Consider the following 16,688-nt stretch of genomic DNA (forward strand, 5'->3'; position numbering starts at 1 on the left):
GTCACACCCCGATGGCACAATCGGGCGCGTGAACTCACCGGCAGAACTGGGGACATAGCTGTGTTCCTCCTCGACGACACGATCGTCTACAGCGCGAGTGATCTCGCCGCGGCTGCCACGTGCGAGTTCGCCTTGCTGCGTCGACTGGACGCCACCCTCGGGTTCGCGGCGGCGGGCGCGGCCTGCTCCCCTTCCGACGACCCCATGCTGCGGCGCACCTCCAGCCTCGGTGACGCACACGAACACCGCAGGCTCGAGCAGTTCCGCGCTGTCTTCGGCGACGGAGTGGTCACGATCGATCGCCCCGACTACACCGCGCTCGGCTTGTTCGAGGCCAATTCCGCTACCGTCGAGGCGATCCGGGCCGGTGCCGACGTCGTGTACCAGGGAACATTCTTCGACGGCCGCTTCCTCGGTTTCTGCGACTTTCTCGTCCGCGACGGCGACACGTACGCCGTCTACGACACCAAGCTTTCCCGACACGCCAAGGTGTCAGCCCTCCTGCAACTCGCCGCGTACGCGGAAGCTCTGCAGCGCAACGGCATTCCCACCTCCCCGGAGGTGCACCTGCTGCTGGGCGACGACAGCGACTCGTCGCACTCCCTCGGTGACATCGCGCCGGTGTATTCCGCCCGCCGGTCCGCCCTCGAACGGGTACTCGACGAACACCGCGACGAGCAGTCGCTCACCGAGTGGGGCGATCCCCGCTACACGGCGTGCGGCCGGTGCGACACCTGCGGGCCGGAGGTAGAGGGGCACCGCGACCTCCTGCTCGTAGCCGGGATGCGTTCGACGCAGCGGAGTCGGCTGATCGCGGGCGGTATCGACACCATCGATGCGCTTGCAGCGCACACCGGTAACGTCGACGGTCTCGCCGAGCGCAGTCTCGACTCGCTCCGCGCCCAGGCCGCGCTGCAGCTACGGCAGGAGTCGTCGGGAACACCCGAATTCGAGGTGTACTCGCCCGGCGCACTCGGCGGGTTGCCCGCACCGGACGACGGGGACATTTTCTTCGACTTCGAGGGAGACCCGCTGTGGGCCGAGGACGGCTCGTCCGACTGGGGTCTCGAGTACCTTTTCGGTGTCGTCGAGGGGCCGCCGCCGGGCGAGAAGTCTGCCGCCCCGGTGTTCCGGCCCTTCTGGGCACACAGCCGCGCCGAAGAGCGTCAGGCCCTCGTCGACTTCCTCGACTACGTCATGGAACGCCGCGCCCGCTACCCCGACATGCACATCTACCACTACGCCGCGTACGAGAAATCGGCGCTGCTACGGCTGGCGGGGCGCCACGGAGTCGGTGAGGAGTGCGTCGACAATCTGTTGCGCGACAACGTTCTCGTCGACCTGTATCCCGTGGTCCGCTCAGCCCTGCGCATCGGCGAACGTTCCTACAGCATCAAGAAACTCGAACCGCTGTACATGCCCGAGCAGCCGCGCGACGGAGACGTCACCAATGCCGCAGCGTCCGTGGTCGCCTACGCCGATTATTGCGATCACCGTGACAACGGCCGCCTCGGCGAGGCCCGCGACCTGTTGCAAGGCATCGCCGACTACAACGAGTACGACTGCGATTCCACCCTGAGATTGCGGAACTGGTTGCTGACACAGGCCGAGAAGCATGGTGTCGCTCTCCGTCCGCCGGGCGCGGCATCCTCTCCTGCCGCGGACGAGTCGACTCCCACGGAATCGGCTCTACGACAGTTCGCCGGCTCCGGAACCGGCGACACCCGCGGGCACGATCAGCAGGCGGCCGCCCTCATGGCGGCCGCGGTCGGATATCACCGCCGGGAGCGGAAGCCCTTCTGGTGGGCTCACTTCGACCGTCTCGTCGTCCCTGCCGACGAGTTGTCGGACATCCGGGACGTTCTGGTGGTCGCGACGGCCGCCGTCGAGGAGACCTGGCACAAGAGCACACCGCGGCAACGCAAGCTTCGGCGGCGCCTGTCACTCACCGGACGCTTCGGAACGGGCAGCACCGTCGGCCCCAAGACCACGATGTACGCGCTGTACGACACTCCCGCACCCGAGGCGGTCGCGGGTGACAACCCTCAGCAGAGGGGGACGTCCACCGTCAACGTGCTCGAGGTCGCCAAGGACGAGCGTCGCCGCGACGTCGTGACGGTCGAGGAGCTTCTCGGCGGCGAGGAGTATGCCGAGCTGCCGGTGGCCGTCACCCCCGGTCCGCCGATCACGACGGACCGCATCGAATCGGCTATCGCGTCCGCAGCCGACACAATGTGCGAGGTCCTGCCCGACCTTCCCCTGTGCGCGTCGGCAGACATCCTGCGGCGCTTCGACCCTCGGACCCGGAGCGGACGAGCGCTTCCATCGGTTCAAGGCACCGACTACGCGGCGGCCATCACCGCCGCCCTCCTCGACCTCGACAATTCCTACGTCGCCGTTCAGGGGCCGCCCGGCACCGGCAAGACCTACACCGGCGCCCGCGTGATCAAGACTCTCGTCGAGCAACACCACTGGCGGGTGGGGGTTGTGGCGCAGTCACATTCGGTCATCGAGAACATGCTCGGCGGTACCGTCAAAGCCGGCGTGCCCGCGGAGTTGGTGGCGAAAAAGGACGGACGGCACCGCGCTGCAACGTGGACGGACATCGGCTCGAACGACTATCCCGGATTCATCGCCGAGGCGGAGACCACCGGATGCGTGATCGGCGGTACGGCCTGGGATTTCGCGAATACCGATCGGGTGCCACCCGGAAGTCTCGATCTTCTGGTGATCGACGAGGCCGGACAGTTCGCGCTGGCCAACACCATCGCGGTCGGCGGCGCTGCCCGCAACCTCCTGCTTCTCGGGGACCCGCAGCAGCTTCCGCAGGTCAGTCAAGGCACTCATCCCGAACCCGTGGACACCTCCGCGCTGGGCTGGCTCGCCGAGGGGCACGGTGCGCTGCCCCCGAGCCGGGGCTACTTCCTCGAACGCACGTGGCGGATGCACCCGCAGCTGTGCGCACCGGTGTCGGTGCTGTCGTATGACGGGAAGCTTCGGTCTCAGGAAACGGCAAGCACTGCGCGAAGACTCGACGGCATGGAACCGGGAGTGCACACTGTCGTCGTCGATCATCAGGGCAATGCCACCCAATCACCCGAGGAATCGCGGGAAGTGGTCAATCGGATCACCAAGCTGCTCGGGGCCGGGTGGACCGACCCCAGCGAGTTCGACGGCACGCGCCCACTGGGCGAATCCGACATTTTGGTGGTGGCGCCGCACAACGCCCAGGTGGCGCTCATCGAGCGGGATCTCGCAGCGGTCGGACTCGACAAGGTAGAGGTGGGAACGGTCGACAAGTTCCAGGGACGCGAGGCGGCCGTCGCCATCGTGTCGATGACGGCGTCCGCGATCGAGGATGTGCCCCGCGGTATGTCGTTCCTGCTGTCCCGTAACCGGATGAATGTGGCCGTCTCCCGCGGCAAGTGGGCTGCCGTCATCGTCCGATCGGAATCCCTGACGCGGTACATGCCGAGCACACCGGAAGGGTTGACCGAACTCGGCGCCTTCATGCGCCTGTGCACGGATCAACCGAAGCACTGACCTTCGCCGCGATAGGTCGGTACGACGGTGCGGGAGCCGTCCGACTCGACGAGATGCAGCTCGGTGAATCGTTCGCACAGCTCACCCGCCTTCGCGTGCCGAAACCACACGCGGTCGCCGACCGCGAGTGACCGTGCCGCCCTCCCGGTCACGGGTGTCTGTACCTCCCCGGCACCTTCGTTGCGCAGCAGCGTCAGTCCGGACGGCCACACGGGCCGGGGCACGCGGGCGGAGCCTGCAGGTCCGGAAGCGATGTAGCCGCCGCCGAGCAAGGTGGCGATCGCGGGCGCAGGTCGGCGGACCGCAGGCAGAGCGAAGTACAGGGCGGGATGCGGACGGAAGGACCGGTACCGGTCGAACAAGGTGGGAACGTACAGACCCGATCCGGCGGTCACCTCGGTGACCACCGGGTCTGCCGAGCTCACCTCCAGGGAGCCGGTGCCTCCGCTGTTCACGATCGCGAGGGCCCCCACAGCCGTCTGCACCGCATCCACGACGGCACTGCGACGGGTGGCGAGTTCCTTCGCCGACGCGCGTTTCATCCATCTCACCGGCAGGCTGGAGTCGGGTAACCCGGCGATCTGGGCCTCGTAGAACATCACCCCGACGACGGCGAATCCGCGCTTGTCTGCGCGCGTGGCGAGACCGGCGACATGCGACGGTAGGCGCAGCGGTGAACGGCGTACTCCCATATGCACGGGCCCGAGGCGCAGCGACGCGTCCACGTCGATGCACAGCCTGGCGGGGACGGATTCGGTGCCTGCTGCGGCGGCGATGACGTCGAGGTGCTCGTCGCTGTCGACCATCAGCGTGATCCGGTCGAGAAGGACGGGGTCGGACGCCAGTTCGGCGAGCGCGCCGCGGTCCGCGGTGGGATAGCCCATGAGGATGTCCTGGGCGCCGGAGCGGGCGAGCCACATGGCTTCGCGCAGCGAGTACGTCATGATGCCGCGAAACCCGTTGTCTGCCGTAAGACTTCGGCCGAGCGCGACCTCGAGGACCGCCCGGCAACGTACCGACTTGCTGGCGACGCGGACCGGTGTCCCCCCGGCTCGTCGCACGAGATCCCGCGCGTTGGCGCGCAGGGTCGGTAGGTCGACCGCGGCCAACGGTGGATCGACCTCCGCCGTGGAGGCGATGAGGCGGTCGAGCGTGGGGGTCACGGTTCGTCCAATCGTTGCCGCGGGAGGCTGACTCGAACCGTCAGTGAACCACCGTGTTGGACGATTGTCCAGATTGCCTCGGTCGGTCGAGTCCCCAGGATCAGGAGTGCTCGACGGCCTTCGACGCGATGATGTGCACCAGGTCGTCGAGCGCCGCGATCATGGCCTCGCTGTCGCGGTCGACGAGCCACCGCAGCACCAACCCGTCCAGCATGGCCAGGCCGAAACGCGCGATGGACTCGACGGGAGTGCTCCAGCCGACGTCCGAAATCCGCGCACACTCCGCGAGGAACTCGATGGCCTCATGGTCCATGGTGCGGTATTGCCGCCCGGCGATGTCGCCCGCCCGTTCACTTCCGGAGGCGCGATGCCGGAGCGCCTGGGCGGTGATTTCGTAGGTGAGTAGCTGCCGGTCCGGGGTGGCCTCGATAATCGGCCACATCCCGCTGATCCCGATGTGGAGAAGTTCACGCAATCCCGCGGCCCCCCGCAGGTCCGGCGCGTGCCGCACCTGCCCGAAAGCCAGCCTCATCGATTCGCTGAGCTGCAATATCAGGCTCTCCCCCATTGCGGCGAGCAACTCTTCCTTGCTCTCGAAGCAGTAATGCACCACCCCGAGCGACACGCCGGCCTCCTCGGCTACGGCTCGAACCGTGACCGAAGCGACCCCGCGTTGCTCCGCGATGGAGAGGGCCGATTCGACGAGTTGAGCGCGACGTTCGTCCGCGGGGAGCCTGTTCAGCATTCTCCGATCGTAGGACCTGAGGCCGTACCGGCACGGGACAACACGGGGTTGCGCAGAAGCCGTCATTTGCCTGGACGAGCGTCCAGGTTCATGATGAGCCCATGGGACAGGACACGTGGCACAACTGGGCGGGCACCGAAACGGCAAGCCCGTACCGTTATGCGACGCCCCGTTCCGTCGACGAGCTGAGCGCCCTGGTATCCGAGGCCGCGGAGCAAGGGCTGCGCGTGAAGGCGGTGGGAGCTGCGCATTCGTTCACCGGGGTCGCAGTCACGGACGGAATTCTCGTCAACCTCGACAATCTGAGCGGAATCGATTCCGTGACGCTCGACGACCGTGCAGGCGCTCTCGTCACCGTATTCGCGGGCACCCGGTTGCACGAGCTGAACGAACAACTGTGGCACCGCGGATTGGCCATGATCAATCTCGGCGACATCGATGTGCAATCGGTGGCGGGCGCCCTCTCGACCGGCACCCACGGCACCGGAGCGCGTTTCGGCGGCCTCGCCACTCAGGTCCGGGCATTGCAGGTGGTGCTGGCCGACGGTTCGATCGTCGAATGTTCGCCGGCCGAGAATCCCGACTTGTTCGAGGCTGCGCGTCTGGGCCTCGGCGCTGTGGGAATCATCTCCAAGGTCACGCTGCAGTGCGTCGCGCACTTCGTGATGCACGCCGTGGAGGCGCCCGGGTCATTGGACTCGACGCTCGATCGGCTCGACCACGACCGCACCGGGGTGGACCATTTCGAGTTCTACTGGTTTCCCCACACTCGGCGGGTGCTCACCAAGCGCAATACCCGGCTGCCCGGCGACACCCCGATCTCACCCCTTCACCCGCTCCGCGCCTACGTCGACGACGAGGTGCTCACCAATGTCGTCTTCGAGGGCATCAATCGGGTGGCTACCCTTGCGCCGTCGGCGATCCCGAAGATCAACCAGCTCTCCAGTCGCGTTCTGGGCACACGCGAGTACACGGATCGGAGTTACCGCGTCTTCGCCTCGCAGCGGCGGGTGAAGTTCCGCGAGATGGAGTACGCGGTACCCGTCGAGGCACTCCCGGATGCCCTCGCCGCCATCGATTCGTGGGTCGAGAACTCCGGTTTCACGGTCGCGTTCCCCGTGGAGGTGCGGTTTGCCGCCGCGGACGACGTGTGGTTGTCGACGGCGAACGGCCGGAACACCGCATACATCGCGGTCCATCAGTACTACCGCCGCGACCACGAACCCTACTTCGCGGCCGTCGAAGCCATTGCCTGCGCGGTGGACGGCCGTCCGCATTGGGGAAAGATGCACGGCCGCACCGCCGACGACCTGCGCACCACCTACCCCAACTTCGACAGGTTCGTCTCCGCACGCGACAAGTACGATTCCGCGCGAATGTTCGGCAACGCGTACCTGCAGCAGGTCCTCGGTCGCTAACGTGGTCTAGGTGCCCCCCAGTCGATCTTTCGATCGTCGCGCATTTCTCCGCGTTGCCGGAATCTCCGGAGCGGCAGCGGTCGGCGCCACCGTGCTCGGCGCCTGCGGCGAACGGCTTCACGACCCGGAAGTCCCCCCGTTGCCCGACGGCAGCCTGTTCGACCCGAACGCAGGCACCTCCGAGTTCGTGCCCACCGACAAGGCGACGTGGCGTCTGCAGGGCGCTCCACTCGTCGCGCCGACCGGTGACGGCGCGCTTGCCGGACTGCGGGTTGCCGTCACCGACCTGTATGCCGTGGCCGGCAGGCAGATCGGGGCAGGCAGTGGGCGGTGGCTGGCCGGGGCGCCCGTCGAAACCACCACCGCAATAGCGGTGGCACGTCTTCTCGACCACGGCGCCGAGGTCGTGGGTATTGCTCAAACCGACGACCTCGGTTACGGCCATTCGGGTGTCAATCAGCAGTTCGGGACGCCGCCGAACCCACGGGCGGAGGACCGCTTACCGGGCGGAGCAACGTCGGGGGCGGCGAGCGCGGTCGCTCAGGGCGAGGCCGACATCGGACTCGGAATCGACACCACCGGGTCCGTCCGCATCCCCGCGTCGTATCAGGGCCTGTACGGGTTCTCGCCGTCGCGCAGTGCCGTGTCCACTGAAGGCCTCCTTCCCCTCTGCCCGACCTTCGACACTCCGGCGTGGGTGTGCAGCGACATCGACACTCTCGCAGCCGTGTCGGGCGTGCTGCTTCCGCTCACAGCGGAGCGTCCCTTCGCCACAGCGCTGAGTTCGGACGGAATCAATGCCGTCGCCGACGCCGGGGTCCTCGCTGCGGTGCGGCGCGCACTCACCGCCTGGGAGAAGAGCAGCCTGCCGCGACTCGTGCGCACCGACACGGACATCGGCCGGCTACCCGACTGGTACGACGCCGTCAGCGACGTTCGGGGGTACGAGGCGTGGCGGCTGCACGGCGAGTGGATCGGGCAGGCGATCACCTCGCTCAGTGACGAGCCACGCCGCAATTTCGCGGCCGCCGGGCGGATCTGGGACTCGACGTACGCCCGTCAGATGAGAGTGCTGGCCGAGGCCTCCGACACGATCACCCGTTTCATCGGGAACAGCCTGCTGGTGCTGCCGGCGACCTCCTCGGCTGCGCCGCCGAGGCAGAACGACCCGAGCGGCGAACGCTTCCGGAACATCATGCGCACCACCGGAATGCTCACCTCGCTGGCGACCATCTCCGGCCTTCCCAGTGCAACGGTGCCCCTACGCACGGACGACGGAATCCCGGTCGGGCTCTGCGTGGTAGGCCCTTTCGGGCGCGATCGCGACGTGCTGGCGGCCGTCACCAGTGTCGGCGACGCCGGGCTGACCGACTGAACCTCAGCGCCGGAGGAGTTCCGCTTTGCGGGCTTCGGTCGCGAACGAGGCCTTGATGGAGTTGCGCGCCAACGTGTCTTGTTCGGCGTCCGTGAGTCCGAGCTGATCGCGCAGCTGGGCGAAATTGTCGTCGACGTATCCACCGAAATAGGCGGGATCGTCGGAGTTCACGGTGACCACCAGTCCGGCGTCGAGCATGGTCCGCAGGGGGTGCTCGGCGAGGGAGTCGACAACGCACAAGCGCACATTGGACAGCGGGCACACGGTGAGAGGAATCTCCTCGTCCACCAGTCGTTCGACGAGCGCCGGGTCCTCGAGGGCTCGCACGCCGTGGTCGATGCGCTCGGCACCGAGGAGGTCGAGCGCCTGCCAGATGTACTCCGGCGGACCCTCTTCGCCGGCGTGCGCCACCACGTGCAGTCCTTCCGCGCGGGCGCGGGCGAAGACGTCCTCGAACAGTGACGGCGGATTGCCCCTCTCCGCCGAATCGAGTCCCAGCCCGATGATCGGAGACTGCAACCGAAGAATCTCCGAGAACATCTCTTCTGCTTCGCTAACCGGACGGTCACGCAGAATTGCAGCGATAGCCGCACTACTGAGCCCGAACTCGCGCTCGCTGCCTGCGACAGCGTCCATGATTCCGTCGAGAACTTCGGTCAGCGGCACACCACGATTGATGTGCGCCTGCGGATTGAAGAAGAACTCGACGTGCGCCACACCGGCCGCCGATGCCCGGGCGAAGTAGGCGCGGGTCAGGTCGGCGAAATCCTGGGCGGTCCGCAGAACCTGCATGTTGGCGAAGTAGAGATCGAGGAAGGACTGCAGGTCGGTGAATTCGTACCGCGAACGCAGATCGTCCAGGTCTGCGTACGGCAGTGGCACAGCGTTGCGTTCGGCGAGCCCGAAGATCAGCTCGGGTTCGAGCGACCCCTCGATGTGCATGTGCAACTCGGCGACGGGGAGGTTCACGGGAATGGTCCCTGCTTTCTCGGCGCCTAGGCGGCGACGTCGCGTTCGACGATACGGACGAAGCCGTCGCCGTCGATACTCGCGGTGTCGCCGGTGTGAAACCAGCCACCCGTGAAGCTCCGTGCGGTGGCCTCCGGGCGGTTCCAATAGCCACGTGTCACACCCGGTCCCCGACAGCACAATTCACCGAATCCGTGCTGCGCTTCCGGGCCGAACAGCGCCACCTCCATTCCACCGAACGCGATTCCCACACTTCCGGCGTGGGTCAATGCGCACTCGTCGGGAAGGGCCAGTCCGGCGCCGCACGTTTCGGTCATCCCCCACCCCAGGAAGTGCTTGGCGGCCGGGAATGTTCTGCGCAGGAACTGGGCCTGCTCGACGGACAGGCCGGCGCCGCTGTAGTCGATCCACCGCACTGCCCGACGACCGAAGTTGGTCACCGGGGACTCCTCGACCGCACGTAGGAGGGTGGCAGGCGCCGCGGTCAGAACGTCGGCGCCCGTTCCACGCCACGACGCGGAATCCGTGCTTGTCGTCAACAGGGCGGTGCCGCCCACCACGAGTGTCGACAATAATTCGACGAGCGATCCGACGGTGTGCAGTTCGGGGTCGACCAGCAAGTTACGCAGTCCCTCCGAGCTGAACCGCCGCGCGTGGATCACCGATTCGAGGGTGGACAGGACGTTCTCGTTGCTCAGTTCGACACCCTTGGGCGAGCCGTCACCGGTGTACGACAACAGCACCAGTTCCTCGGGGCCGGCGCCGTCGTCGATGAACGAGATTCCGTCGGGAAGTTCCCCGTCGAGGACCATCACCGACTCGCTGTCGGCGAGGACCGTGTCGGTGGCGGACTGGCCCAGTTCCGGACCCACCCCGACCGGTACCCCGCCTGCGAGGAGGACGCCGAGGAAGGCCTCGACCCAGCGCACTCCCACCGGTTGCCGAACGGCCACCCGGTCGCCGATCTCGACTCCCCTCGTCTTCAGGCCGCCGGCCACCCGGGCCGCCGACGTCCACAACTGCGAGAAGGTGAGCGTCCGGCCGCCGTCCTCCTCGACCGCCACCCTGCCCGCGTAACGGTGCACGGCGATGTCGAGCAGTTCGGTGAGTGACGGCGTGAGACCGCCGTACCGGAGGAGGCCGTCGCGTCCGCGGGCCATCCGGTCGTCGTGGAAGAAGGCGGAACTGCACGGGTACTCGACGAGGGACGACGGCATGTGGACCTCCGCTGACTGACCGGAACGCTGCCCCGACTATATGACGCCGGTCACAATCGTGTGCACAGTCGGGCGACTCTAGCGGCCTCGGTACGAGGCCTTGCCCGGCCCGTCGGTAAGAAAACTGCGGACCGCACCCGACAGGTCTTCGGTCTCGAAGAGCGCGCCTGACACTTCCGGTGTGATCGAGTCGGCGTGCGCCACTCCACCGGATCGCCATGCGGAAATGATCTGTTTCGTCGCATCGTGGGCGCGGGTCGGTCCGTCCGCGAGGCGCGTGGTCAGTGCCCGGGCCTCGGTGTCGACGTCGTCGTGGACCGCGTTCACCACACCCCAACCCTGCAGTGTCGCGGCGTCGTACAGATCTCCGGTCATCACCAGTTCGCGGGCACGGCCGGAACCGGCACGCTCGGCCAGTCGCTGAGGTCCCCCCATCGACGGAGTCAGACCCACCACTGTCTCGACCAGACCGAACTTCGCCTTCGGTGCGGCCAGAATGATGTCGCAGGCGAGAGCGATCTCGAATGCCGCAGTCAGGGTCAGTCCATGGGCGGCGTAGACCACCGGGCACGGCAGTGCCTCGATCGGATGGCAGATGTCCGCGAACAGCTGCTGCCACAGATCCGCAGCCTGCTCGGCGCTGAGCCCGTCGAAGAGATGGACGTCGACGCCCGCCGACACCACTTTGCCCTCCGCACGCAGCAGCACGGCACGCGGCGGGTCTTCGGTGAGAGTCGCGACATCGGCCTGGACGGCGTCGAACATGGCCTGGTCGAAAAGGTTCAGCGGGCCGTGGGCGAACGTGAGGGTCGCGAACTCGGCACCCGCATTGGTGCGGACGCGTTCGAGTCGGGTGGGGTGCGATGCGACAGCGGGATCGGTCATGCCGCCACACTGCCACACCGGCAACGTCAGTCCTGTAGCGACGATTCGCTGCTCGTCTCGACGTCGACGGTGTCGTCGGAATCCTTCTCCCGCAGCGGGCGGGCGAAGCAGACGGACGCAACGAAGCCGACCAGCAGAATCGCGGCGGGTAGCCACACCGATTGGGACATGGCCGTGGCGAACGGGTCTTTCAGGACCTCGGGCAGCTCGCCGACACCGGCGTCCTGGCTACCGCCTGCCATCCCCTGCGCGGACAGCCGCGCAGTAATGAGCGCGCCGATGGCGGCGCTGCCGAGCACTGCCCCGACCTGGCGGGTGGTGTTGTACACGCCGGCCCCTGCGCCCGCCTGATGCGGCGGCAGGTTGTGGGTGGCGGTGGCAGCGAGCGGGGACCAGATACACGAATTGGCCACGCCGATCAGACCGATGGGGAGCAGCAGCTGCCAGATGGCGACACCGGGCGACATGACCATCGCCAGCCAGCCCAGCGCGATCGCGAACAACAGGAAGCCCGTACCGGCGATGTACCGCGGGTGCGTACGGTCCACCAGCCGGCCGACGAACGGGGCGAACACACCGGTGAAGACGGCCATCGGCACCAGCAACAAGGCCGACTCCGTAGGCGACAGGCCGCGCACGCCTTGCGTGTAGAACATCAGTGGCAGAACCATGGCCGTGACCGCGAAACCCATCGCGGTGATCCCGACGTTGGCGAGGGCGAAGTTGCGATCCCGGAACAGGCTCAACGGCAACAACGGTTCGTTGCGATTCCACGACTGATACCAGACGAAGATCCCGATCAGGACCACCCCGGCGCCGATCGACAGCCACACGATTCTCGACCAGTCGTACGAACTGCCCTCCTGGATGCCGAACACGAGCAAGAACATGCCCGACGCACTGAGCACGACACCCGGGATGTCGAACTTGTGCGCGTGGGTTTCGAGCGCGGGAACGAGCCGCCATGCGAGCACGAACGCGATCACGCCGACCGGCACGTTGACGATGAAGATCCATTCCCAGCCCAGGTTGTCTACGAGCACACCGCCGGCGAGGGGACCGACCAACGTCGCGACGCCCGCCACGGCGCCCCACAGGCCCATCGCCGTGCCGCGCCGGTCGGGCGGGAAGGTACGGGTAATGACGGCCATTGTCTGCGGTGTCATCAGCGCGGCACCGAGTCCCTGGAACACCCGGGCGACGATGAGCATCGTGACGGTTCCGGACAGGCCGCACCACAGCGATGCACCGGTGAACAGCACGAGGCCGATCAGGTAGACGTTCTTGGGTCCGAATCGGTCACCGAGCCGGCCGGTGACGAGGAGGGGCACTGCGTACGCCAGCAGGTAGGCGCTGGTGACCCACACCACGCTGGTGATGTCGGTACGCAGGTCTGTCAGGATCGCCGGGTTGGCCACCGCCACGATGGTGCTGTCGACGAGGATCATGAAGAACCCGATGACCAGCGCCCACAGGGCGGGCCAGGGGTTGCCCTGTTCGGGCGGGGCGGCGGGAAGTCGTGCGGTGCGCTCGGTATCCATCGTCAATCCTTTGCTGAACCGGAATGGTCCGGGCGTGCGAATGTCAGGCCTTCGAGGAATTCCAGCCACGACAGCGTTCCGGAGTCGATATCGCTCACGAGCGCGCGGAGCCAGTCGCGTTCCGCGCGGGCGACAGTGAGCAGATACTCGTTCCCCAGGCTGAAGATGCGCGGCGGTGCCTCGTTGCCGTCGGCGGAGGCCACGAGTTCGTCGATCTCCTGGTCGAGGCGGCCGAGACGCTCGCGCAGCAGGTCTACGACCGCACCCGACTCGAGGTTGTGCGCCTCCGCGAGCGCGAGCGGAAACTGCGGGTACTCCCGGGCGGGGGCGGCGAGCATGTCGCTCACCCGGCGGCCGAGGGCGTCCCGCCCGGAGTCCGTGATCTCGTACATCGTGCGCTCGGGCCGGTTGCCCGCCCTATCGGTGCCCGTGGTGCGCACCAGGCGTTCGGCCTCGAGCCTGTTGACCGTGTGGTAGAGCGATCCCGGCCTGATCTTCACCAGGCGTCCGCGACGGGTGTCGGCGAGTTGGTACATCTCGTACGGGTGCATCGTTCGCTCGTTGAGTAAACCGAGAATGGTGACGGCGAGCGGCGTCAGCACCATCTGCATCGCCTTCCGCCGTCAAATACTCCACACGGAATATACCGGACCGGCCACGCGGGAACAGCGGTTACCGTGGCTGCGTGGATCCGCATCATCTCGACATCGTTCGACTCGCCTGGTCGCGTGAACTCGGACTCGCCGACGACGCGCTCACGGACAGGCCCGGCCGGGCCACCCGTGCCGATCCCGAGGCGGACACCCTCCGTTTCCTCGACCTGCGGGGCACCACGGCCATGGTGGGTCCCGACTGGATACTCCGGCGCGCGGAACGACTTTCGGACCGGGACCTGACCGAACCCGCAACTCTGCTCGCCCTTGTTCAGGATCGTTCGGGCCGCTGCTCCGGACCGCTCACGCTGTGGTTCACCAGCGACTATCAGGAACCGGCGACCGGGCGACCGCCTGTGGTGTCGGACGACCGCGGGCACGTGCGGGAACTGGAGACCGCCTGCCCACCGGACGACGTGACCGAAGCCCACCTCAGCACTCGAGACCGGTGGTTCACGATCCTGGACGACGCGCAGCAGCCGGTCAGTTCCGCCGGGTACAGCGAATTCCAGGGATTCGTCGCCGATGTCGCGGTCCTGACCGCTCCCCTCTTCCGGTGCCGGGGGCTCGGCACCCAGGCCGCCGGAATCGCCACCGACGATGCGCTCGACAGCGGACTGATCGCCCAGTTCCGTGCACCGCGAGACGCCCCGGCCTCCCGTCGGCTCGCTGCCCGCTCGGGTTACCGCGAACTCGGAACATACATCGAGGTCACCGTCGCGCGAAGTACGCTGTGAGACACCATCGACGGACGAGGACGGGTCGATCATGACTGAGCAGAAACAGGACGAAACGGGTTCGGCCGGCTATGTCGAACCCGGTTCCGAGTTCACTCGGGACACTCACTACATCGCCACGCGGATCACCGCTGACGGACGAGACGGGTACCCGGTCGAGTCGGGCCGCTATCGACTCGTGGCCGCGCGAGCGTGTCCTTGGGCGAATCGGGCGATCATCGTGCGGCGGCTGCTCGGACTCGAGGACGTGTTGTCGATGGGCCTGTGCGGCCCGACCCACGACGAGCGGAGCTGGACCTTCGACCTCGACCCGGGCGAGGTCGACCCCGTGCTGAAGATCCCGCGCCTGCAGGACGCCTACTTCGCGCGTTTCCCGGACTACGAGCGCGGAATCACCGTTCCCGCAATCGTCGACGTGCCCACCGGGCAGGTGGTCACCAACGACTATCCGCACATCACCCTCGATCTGTCCACCGAGTGGACGAAGTACCACCGCGAGGGAGCGCCCGAGCTCTACCCGGAGGAGCTTCGCGACGAGATCGACGAGGTAGCCGAGCTCGTCTTCCGTGATGTCAACAACGGCGTGTACCGCTGCGGTTTCGCCGGCTCACAAAGCGCCTACGATTCCGCATACGACCGCCTGTTCGCGCGCCTCGACTGGCTCGAGGAGCGGCTGACCACACGCCGGTACCTCGTCGGCGACACCATCACCGAGGCGGATGTGCGGTTGTTCACCACACTGGCCCGATTCGATTCCGTCTACCACGGGCATTTCAAGTGCAATCGCAACAAGCTCAGTGAGATGCCTGCCTTGTGGGGCTACGCGCGTGACCTGTTCCAGACCCCGGGATTCGGCGACACCATCGACTTCGTTCAGATCAAGCAGCACTACTACATGGTGCACACCGACATCAATCCCACCGGAATCGTCCCGAAAGGCCCGGACCTGTCGGGCTGGTTGCAGCCGCACGGACGCGAGCAGCTCGGTGGCAGGCCGTTCGGGACCGGCACCCCGCCGCCCCCGCCGCAGTCCGGGGAGGAAGTGCCCGCGGGCCACGGCGCCTGAGCGGGTGAGTCCGTCTACGCACCGGTGTAGGTGCCGAAGCTCCAGAACACGCCCTCGGGGTCACGGCAGGTGAATCCGCGCGATCCGTAGTCTTCGTCCCGCAATTCGCGAACGATCGTGGCCCCGGCAGTGACCGCGCGCTGGTGGAGCGCGTCGGGGTCGTCGACGACGAGGTACACCGAGCCCGTCCCTGGCGGCAGGTCGCTGATGACCGAGTCCTCACTGGGCGAGCCGAGCATGATGCCGCCGCCCTTCGGCCAGCCGAGTTCGGCGTGATCCACCCGGTCGCCCTCGCCGTACACCGCCTTCTCGACGAATCCGAAGGTGTCGACGAGGAAGCGGATCGCGGCGCGCGCGTCGCGGTAGACGAGGGTGGGCCATACACACGTGATTTGCGTCGAAGTAGTCATGTCGTCACTCTGCACCGTCGTCGCGGTCGGAGTCTTGGACAAATGAGAACGGTTCGTTCTCGCGCCACCGCGATGGTGCGACACCCGCGAGGTCACGCCAGTCGCGGGCCATGTGCGCCTGGTCGTAATAGCCGCATCGTGCGGAGACCTCGGCGAGCGTGGCGCAGTGGGCCCGCTTCAGCATCCGGTGCGAGCGGTGAAAGCGCGACAACCGCGCCACATCTTTGGGCGTGACGCCGTATTCCGCAACGAATCGGTTCACCAAATGCCTTCTGCTCCAACCTATGTCGCGGGCGACCGCATTCACTCGCACTGCCTCGTCACCGGCGAGCAACATCCAGGCCTGCACGAGATGGGGGTCGATCTCCGCGTCGGCGATGCGCCGCCCGAGTACCTCGTCGAGAATGCGGAACCTCTCCTCCCACACCGGTTCGAGGGACAGCCGTTCGACCAGTTCCGTCGCATCGGCACCGAGGAGGTCGTCGAGTCCGACCACCCAGGCACCGAGGGCCGACGCGGGCACGCCTAGCAGAGCCCGCGCACCGAGGGGACTCAACGCCAGCTGGATCCCGTGCTGATTGCCGTCGTGCCGAATCGTCACCGGCGCCGTCGCGATGCCACTGGCAAGCGTGTCGTAGAAGCCGGGAGCCTGCTCCGCCGCGGCCTGCTCGGCGATCTCGAGCGGCGCATCGAGCGAGACGACGACGGTGAGCGACGGCGACGGCAGACCGAGGTGAAGTCCGGGCTCGAATCCCGTCAGGCGATAGCCTTCGTACCCAGACACCAGGGCGCGCAGCGGCGCGGCCGGTCGACGGCGTGCACCGTCGGACACGCCCCGAACCGGAGGCACGCTGCCCGCGACAGTCACGCCAACAGCGTAAGCACCGCCACCGCCGTCGGCCACCGCCTTTTTCCCACCTACAGTCGTATCCGGCACACTCGAAGTACACGGCGAGACGGGAGCCC

The 16,688-nt window shown here is 67.1% G+C and carries 14 protein-coding genes; 5 read left to right on the forward strand and 9 right to left on the reverse strand.

The window, feature by feature from the left end; genetic code table 11:
• The first annotated feature begins 60 nt into the window (after nucleotides 1–60).
• Nucleotides 61–3,543 (forward strand): TM0106 family RecB-like putative nuclease, encoded by a 3,483-nt coding sequence (locus CBI38_RS20705; RefSeq protein ID WP_109331753.1) that lies wholly within the window; start codon nucleotides 61–63, stop codon nucleotides 3,541–3,543.
• On the opposite strand, the gene CBI38_RS20710 is transcribed toward CBI38_RS20705, so the two are convergent.
• Complete coding sequence (locus CBI38_RS20710; protein ID WP_109331754.1) at nucleotides 3,528–4,706, reverse strand: amino acid deaminase/aldolase; 1,179 nt, start codon at nucleotides 4,704–4,706, stop codon at nucleotides 3,528–3,530. The genes CBI38_RS20705 and CBI38_RS20710 overlap by 16 nt on opposite strands.
• A 100-nt stretch (nucleotides 4,707–4,806) precedes the next feature.
• A complete protein-coding gene (locus tag CBI38_RS20715; protein ID WP_109331755.1) occupies nucleotides 4,807–5,451 on the reverse strand; it encodes a TetR/AcrR family transcriptional regulator in 645 nt (214 codons plus the stop codon).
• Between the two features lie 101 nt (nucleotides 5,452–5,552).
• On the opposite strand from CBI38_RS20715, the gene CBI38_RS20720 reads away from it, so the two are divergent.
• Nucleotides 5,553–6,869 carry a D-arabinono-1,4-lactone oxidase gene (locus CBI38_RS20720; protein ID WP_109331756.1) on the forward strand — a complete coding sequence of 439 codons (1,317 nt, stop codon included), beginning with the start codon at nucleotides 5,553–5,555 and terminating at the stop codon, nucleotides 6,867–6,869.
• A 10-nt stretch (nucleotides 6,870–6,879) separates the two neighbouring features.
• Nucleotides 6,880–8,244, forward strand: a complete 1,365-nt coding sequence (locus CBI38_RS20725; RefSeq protein ID WP_109331762.1) for an amidase family protein — start codon at nucleotides 6,880–6,882, stop codon at nucleotides 8,242–8,244.
• A gap of 3 nt (nucleotides 8,245–8,247) precedes the next feature.
• On the opposite strand, the gene CBI38_RS20730 is transcribed toward CBI38_RS20725, so the two are convergent.
• The 5 genes from CBI38_RS20730 to CBI38_RS20750 all read right to left on the reverse strand — a co-directional run bounded on the left by CBI38_RS20730 (nucleotide 8,248) and on the right by CBI38_RS20750 (nucleotide 13,461).
• Nucleotides 8,248–9,213: an adenosine deaminase gene (locus tag CBI38_RS20730; RefSeq protein ID WP_109331763.1), complete on the reverse strand. Its 966-nt coding sequence runs from the start codon at nucleotides 9,211–9,213 to the stop codon at nucleotides 8,248–8,250.
• Nucleotides 9,214–9,239: 26 nt separating this feature from the next.
• A complete protein-coding gene (locus CBI38_RS20735; RefSeq protein ID WP_109331769.1) occupies nucleotides 9,240–10,430 on the reverse strand; it encodes a class I adenylate-forming enzyme family protein in 1,191 nt (396 codons plus the stop codon).
• A 78-nt stretch (nucleotides 10,431–10,508) separates the two neighbouring features.
• Nucleotides 10,509–11,315, reverse strand: coding sequence for an enoyl-CoA hydratase/isomerase family protein (locus CBI38_RS20740; protein WP_109331774.1), 807 nt, complete (start codon nucleotides 11,313–11,315; stop codon nucleotides 10,509–10,511).
• A gap of 26 nt (nucleotides 11,316–11,341) precedes the next feature.
• Nucleotides 11,342–12,856: an MFS transporter gene (locus CBI38_RS20745; protein WP_109331778.1), complete on the reverse strand. Its 1,515-nt coding sequence runs from the start codon at nucleotides 12,854–12,856 to the stop codon at nucleotides 11,342–11,344.
• Between the two features lie 2 nt (nucleotides 12,857–12,858).
• Nucleotides 12,859–13,461: a PadR family transcriptional regulator gene (locus tag CBI38_RS20750; protein WP_109335243.1), complete on the reverse strand. Its 603-nt coding sequence runs from the start codon at nucleotides 13,459–13,461 to the stop codon at nucleotides 12,859–12,861.
• Nucleotides 13,462–13,541: 80 nt separating this feature from the next.
• Between CBI38_RS20750 and CBI38_RS20755 the strand changes: the two genes are divergently transcribed.
• Together CBI38_RS20755 and CBI38_RS20760 are read left to right on the forward strand one after the other, a co-directional pair.
• The gene (locus tag CBI38_RS20755; protein ID WP_109331779.1) at nucleotides 13,542–14,246 is read left to right on the forward strand and encodes a GNAT family N-acetyltransferase; all 705 of its coding nucleotides are present in this window, start codon (nucleotides 13,542–13,544) and stop codon (nucleotides 14,244–14,246) included.
• A 31-nt stretch (nucleotides 14,247–14,277) separates the two neighbouring features.
• Entirely contained in the window at nucleotides 14,278–15,312 is a 1,035-nt protein-coding gene (locus tag CBI38_RS20760) for a glutathione S-transferase family protein (RefSeq protein ID WP_109331780.1), read from the forward strand.
• Between the two features lie 14 nt (nucleotides 15,313–15,326).
• On the opposite strand, the gene CBI38_RS20765 is transcribed toward CBI38_RS20760, so the two are convergent.
• Together CBI38_RS20765 and CBI38_RS20770 are read right to left on the reverse strand one after the other, a co-directional pair.
• Nucleotides 15,327–15,722, reverse strand: coding sequence for a VOC family protein (locus CBI38_RS20765; protein ID WP_109335244.1), 396 nt, complete (start codon nucleotides 15,720–15,722; stop codon nucleotides 15,327–15,329).
• A gap of 4 nt (nucleotides 15,723–15,726) precedes the next feature.
• The gene (locus CBI38_RS20770; RefSeq protein WP_230989898.1) at nucleotides 15,727–16,554 is read right to left on the reverse strand and encodes an AraC family transcriptional regulator; all 828 of its coding nucleotides are present in this window, start codon (nucleotides 16,552–16,554) and stop codon (nucleotides 15,727–15,729) included.
• Between the last annotated feature and the right edge of the window lie 134 nt (nucleotides 16,555–16,688).

Origin of the sequence: Rhodococcus oxybenzonivorans (genome assembly GCF_003130705.1) — a bacterium.
GTDB lineage: Bacteria > Actinomycetota > Actinomycetes > Mycobacteriales > Mycobacteriaceae > Rhodococcus_F > Rhodococcus_F oxybenzonivorans.

Excerpts from the sequence above, each read along its gene's own strand:
- CBI38_RS20745 (WP_109331778.1), bottom strand. The coding sequence starts at position 12,856 with ATGGATACCGAGCGCACCGCACGACTTCCCGCCGCCCCGCCCGAACAG.
- CBI38_RS20735 (WP_109331769.1), bottom strand. The coding sequence starts at position 10,430 with ATGCCGTCGTCCCTCGTCGAGTACCCGTGCAGTTCCGCCTTCTTCCAC.
- CBI38_RS20720 (WP_109331756.1), top strand. The coding sequence starts at position 5,553 with ATGGGACAGGACACGTGGCACAACTGGGCGGGCACCGAAACGGCAAGC.
- CBI38_RS20740 (WP_109331774.1), bottom strand. The coding sequence starts at position 11,315 with ATGACCGATCCCGCTGTCGCATCGCACCCCACCCGACTCGAACGCGTC.
- CBI38_RS20760 (WP_109331780.1), top strand. The coding sequence starts at position 14,278 with ATGACTGAGCAGAAACAGGACGAAACGGGTTCGGCCGGCTATGTCGAA.
- CBI38_RS20715 (WP_109331755.1), bottom strand. The coding sequence starts at position 5,451 with ATGCTGAACAGGCTCCCCGCGGACGAACGTCGCGCTCAACTCGTCGAA.
- CBI38_RS20765 (WP_109335244.1), bottom strand. The coding sequence starts at position 15,722 with ATGACTACTTCGACGCAAATCACGTGTGTATGGCCCACCCTCGTCTAC.
- CBI38_RS20750 (WP_109335243.1), bottom strand. The coding sequence starts at position 13,461 with ATGGTGCTGACGCCGCTCGCCGTCACCATTCTCGGTTTACTCAACGAG.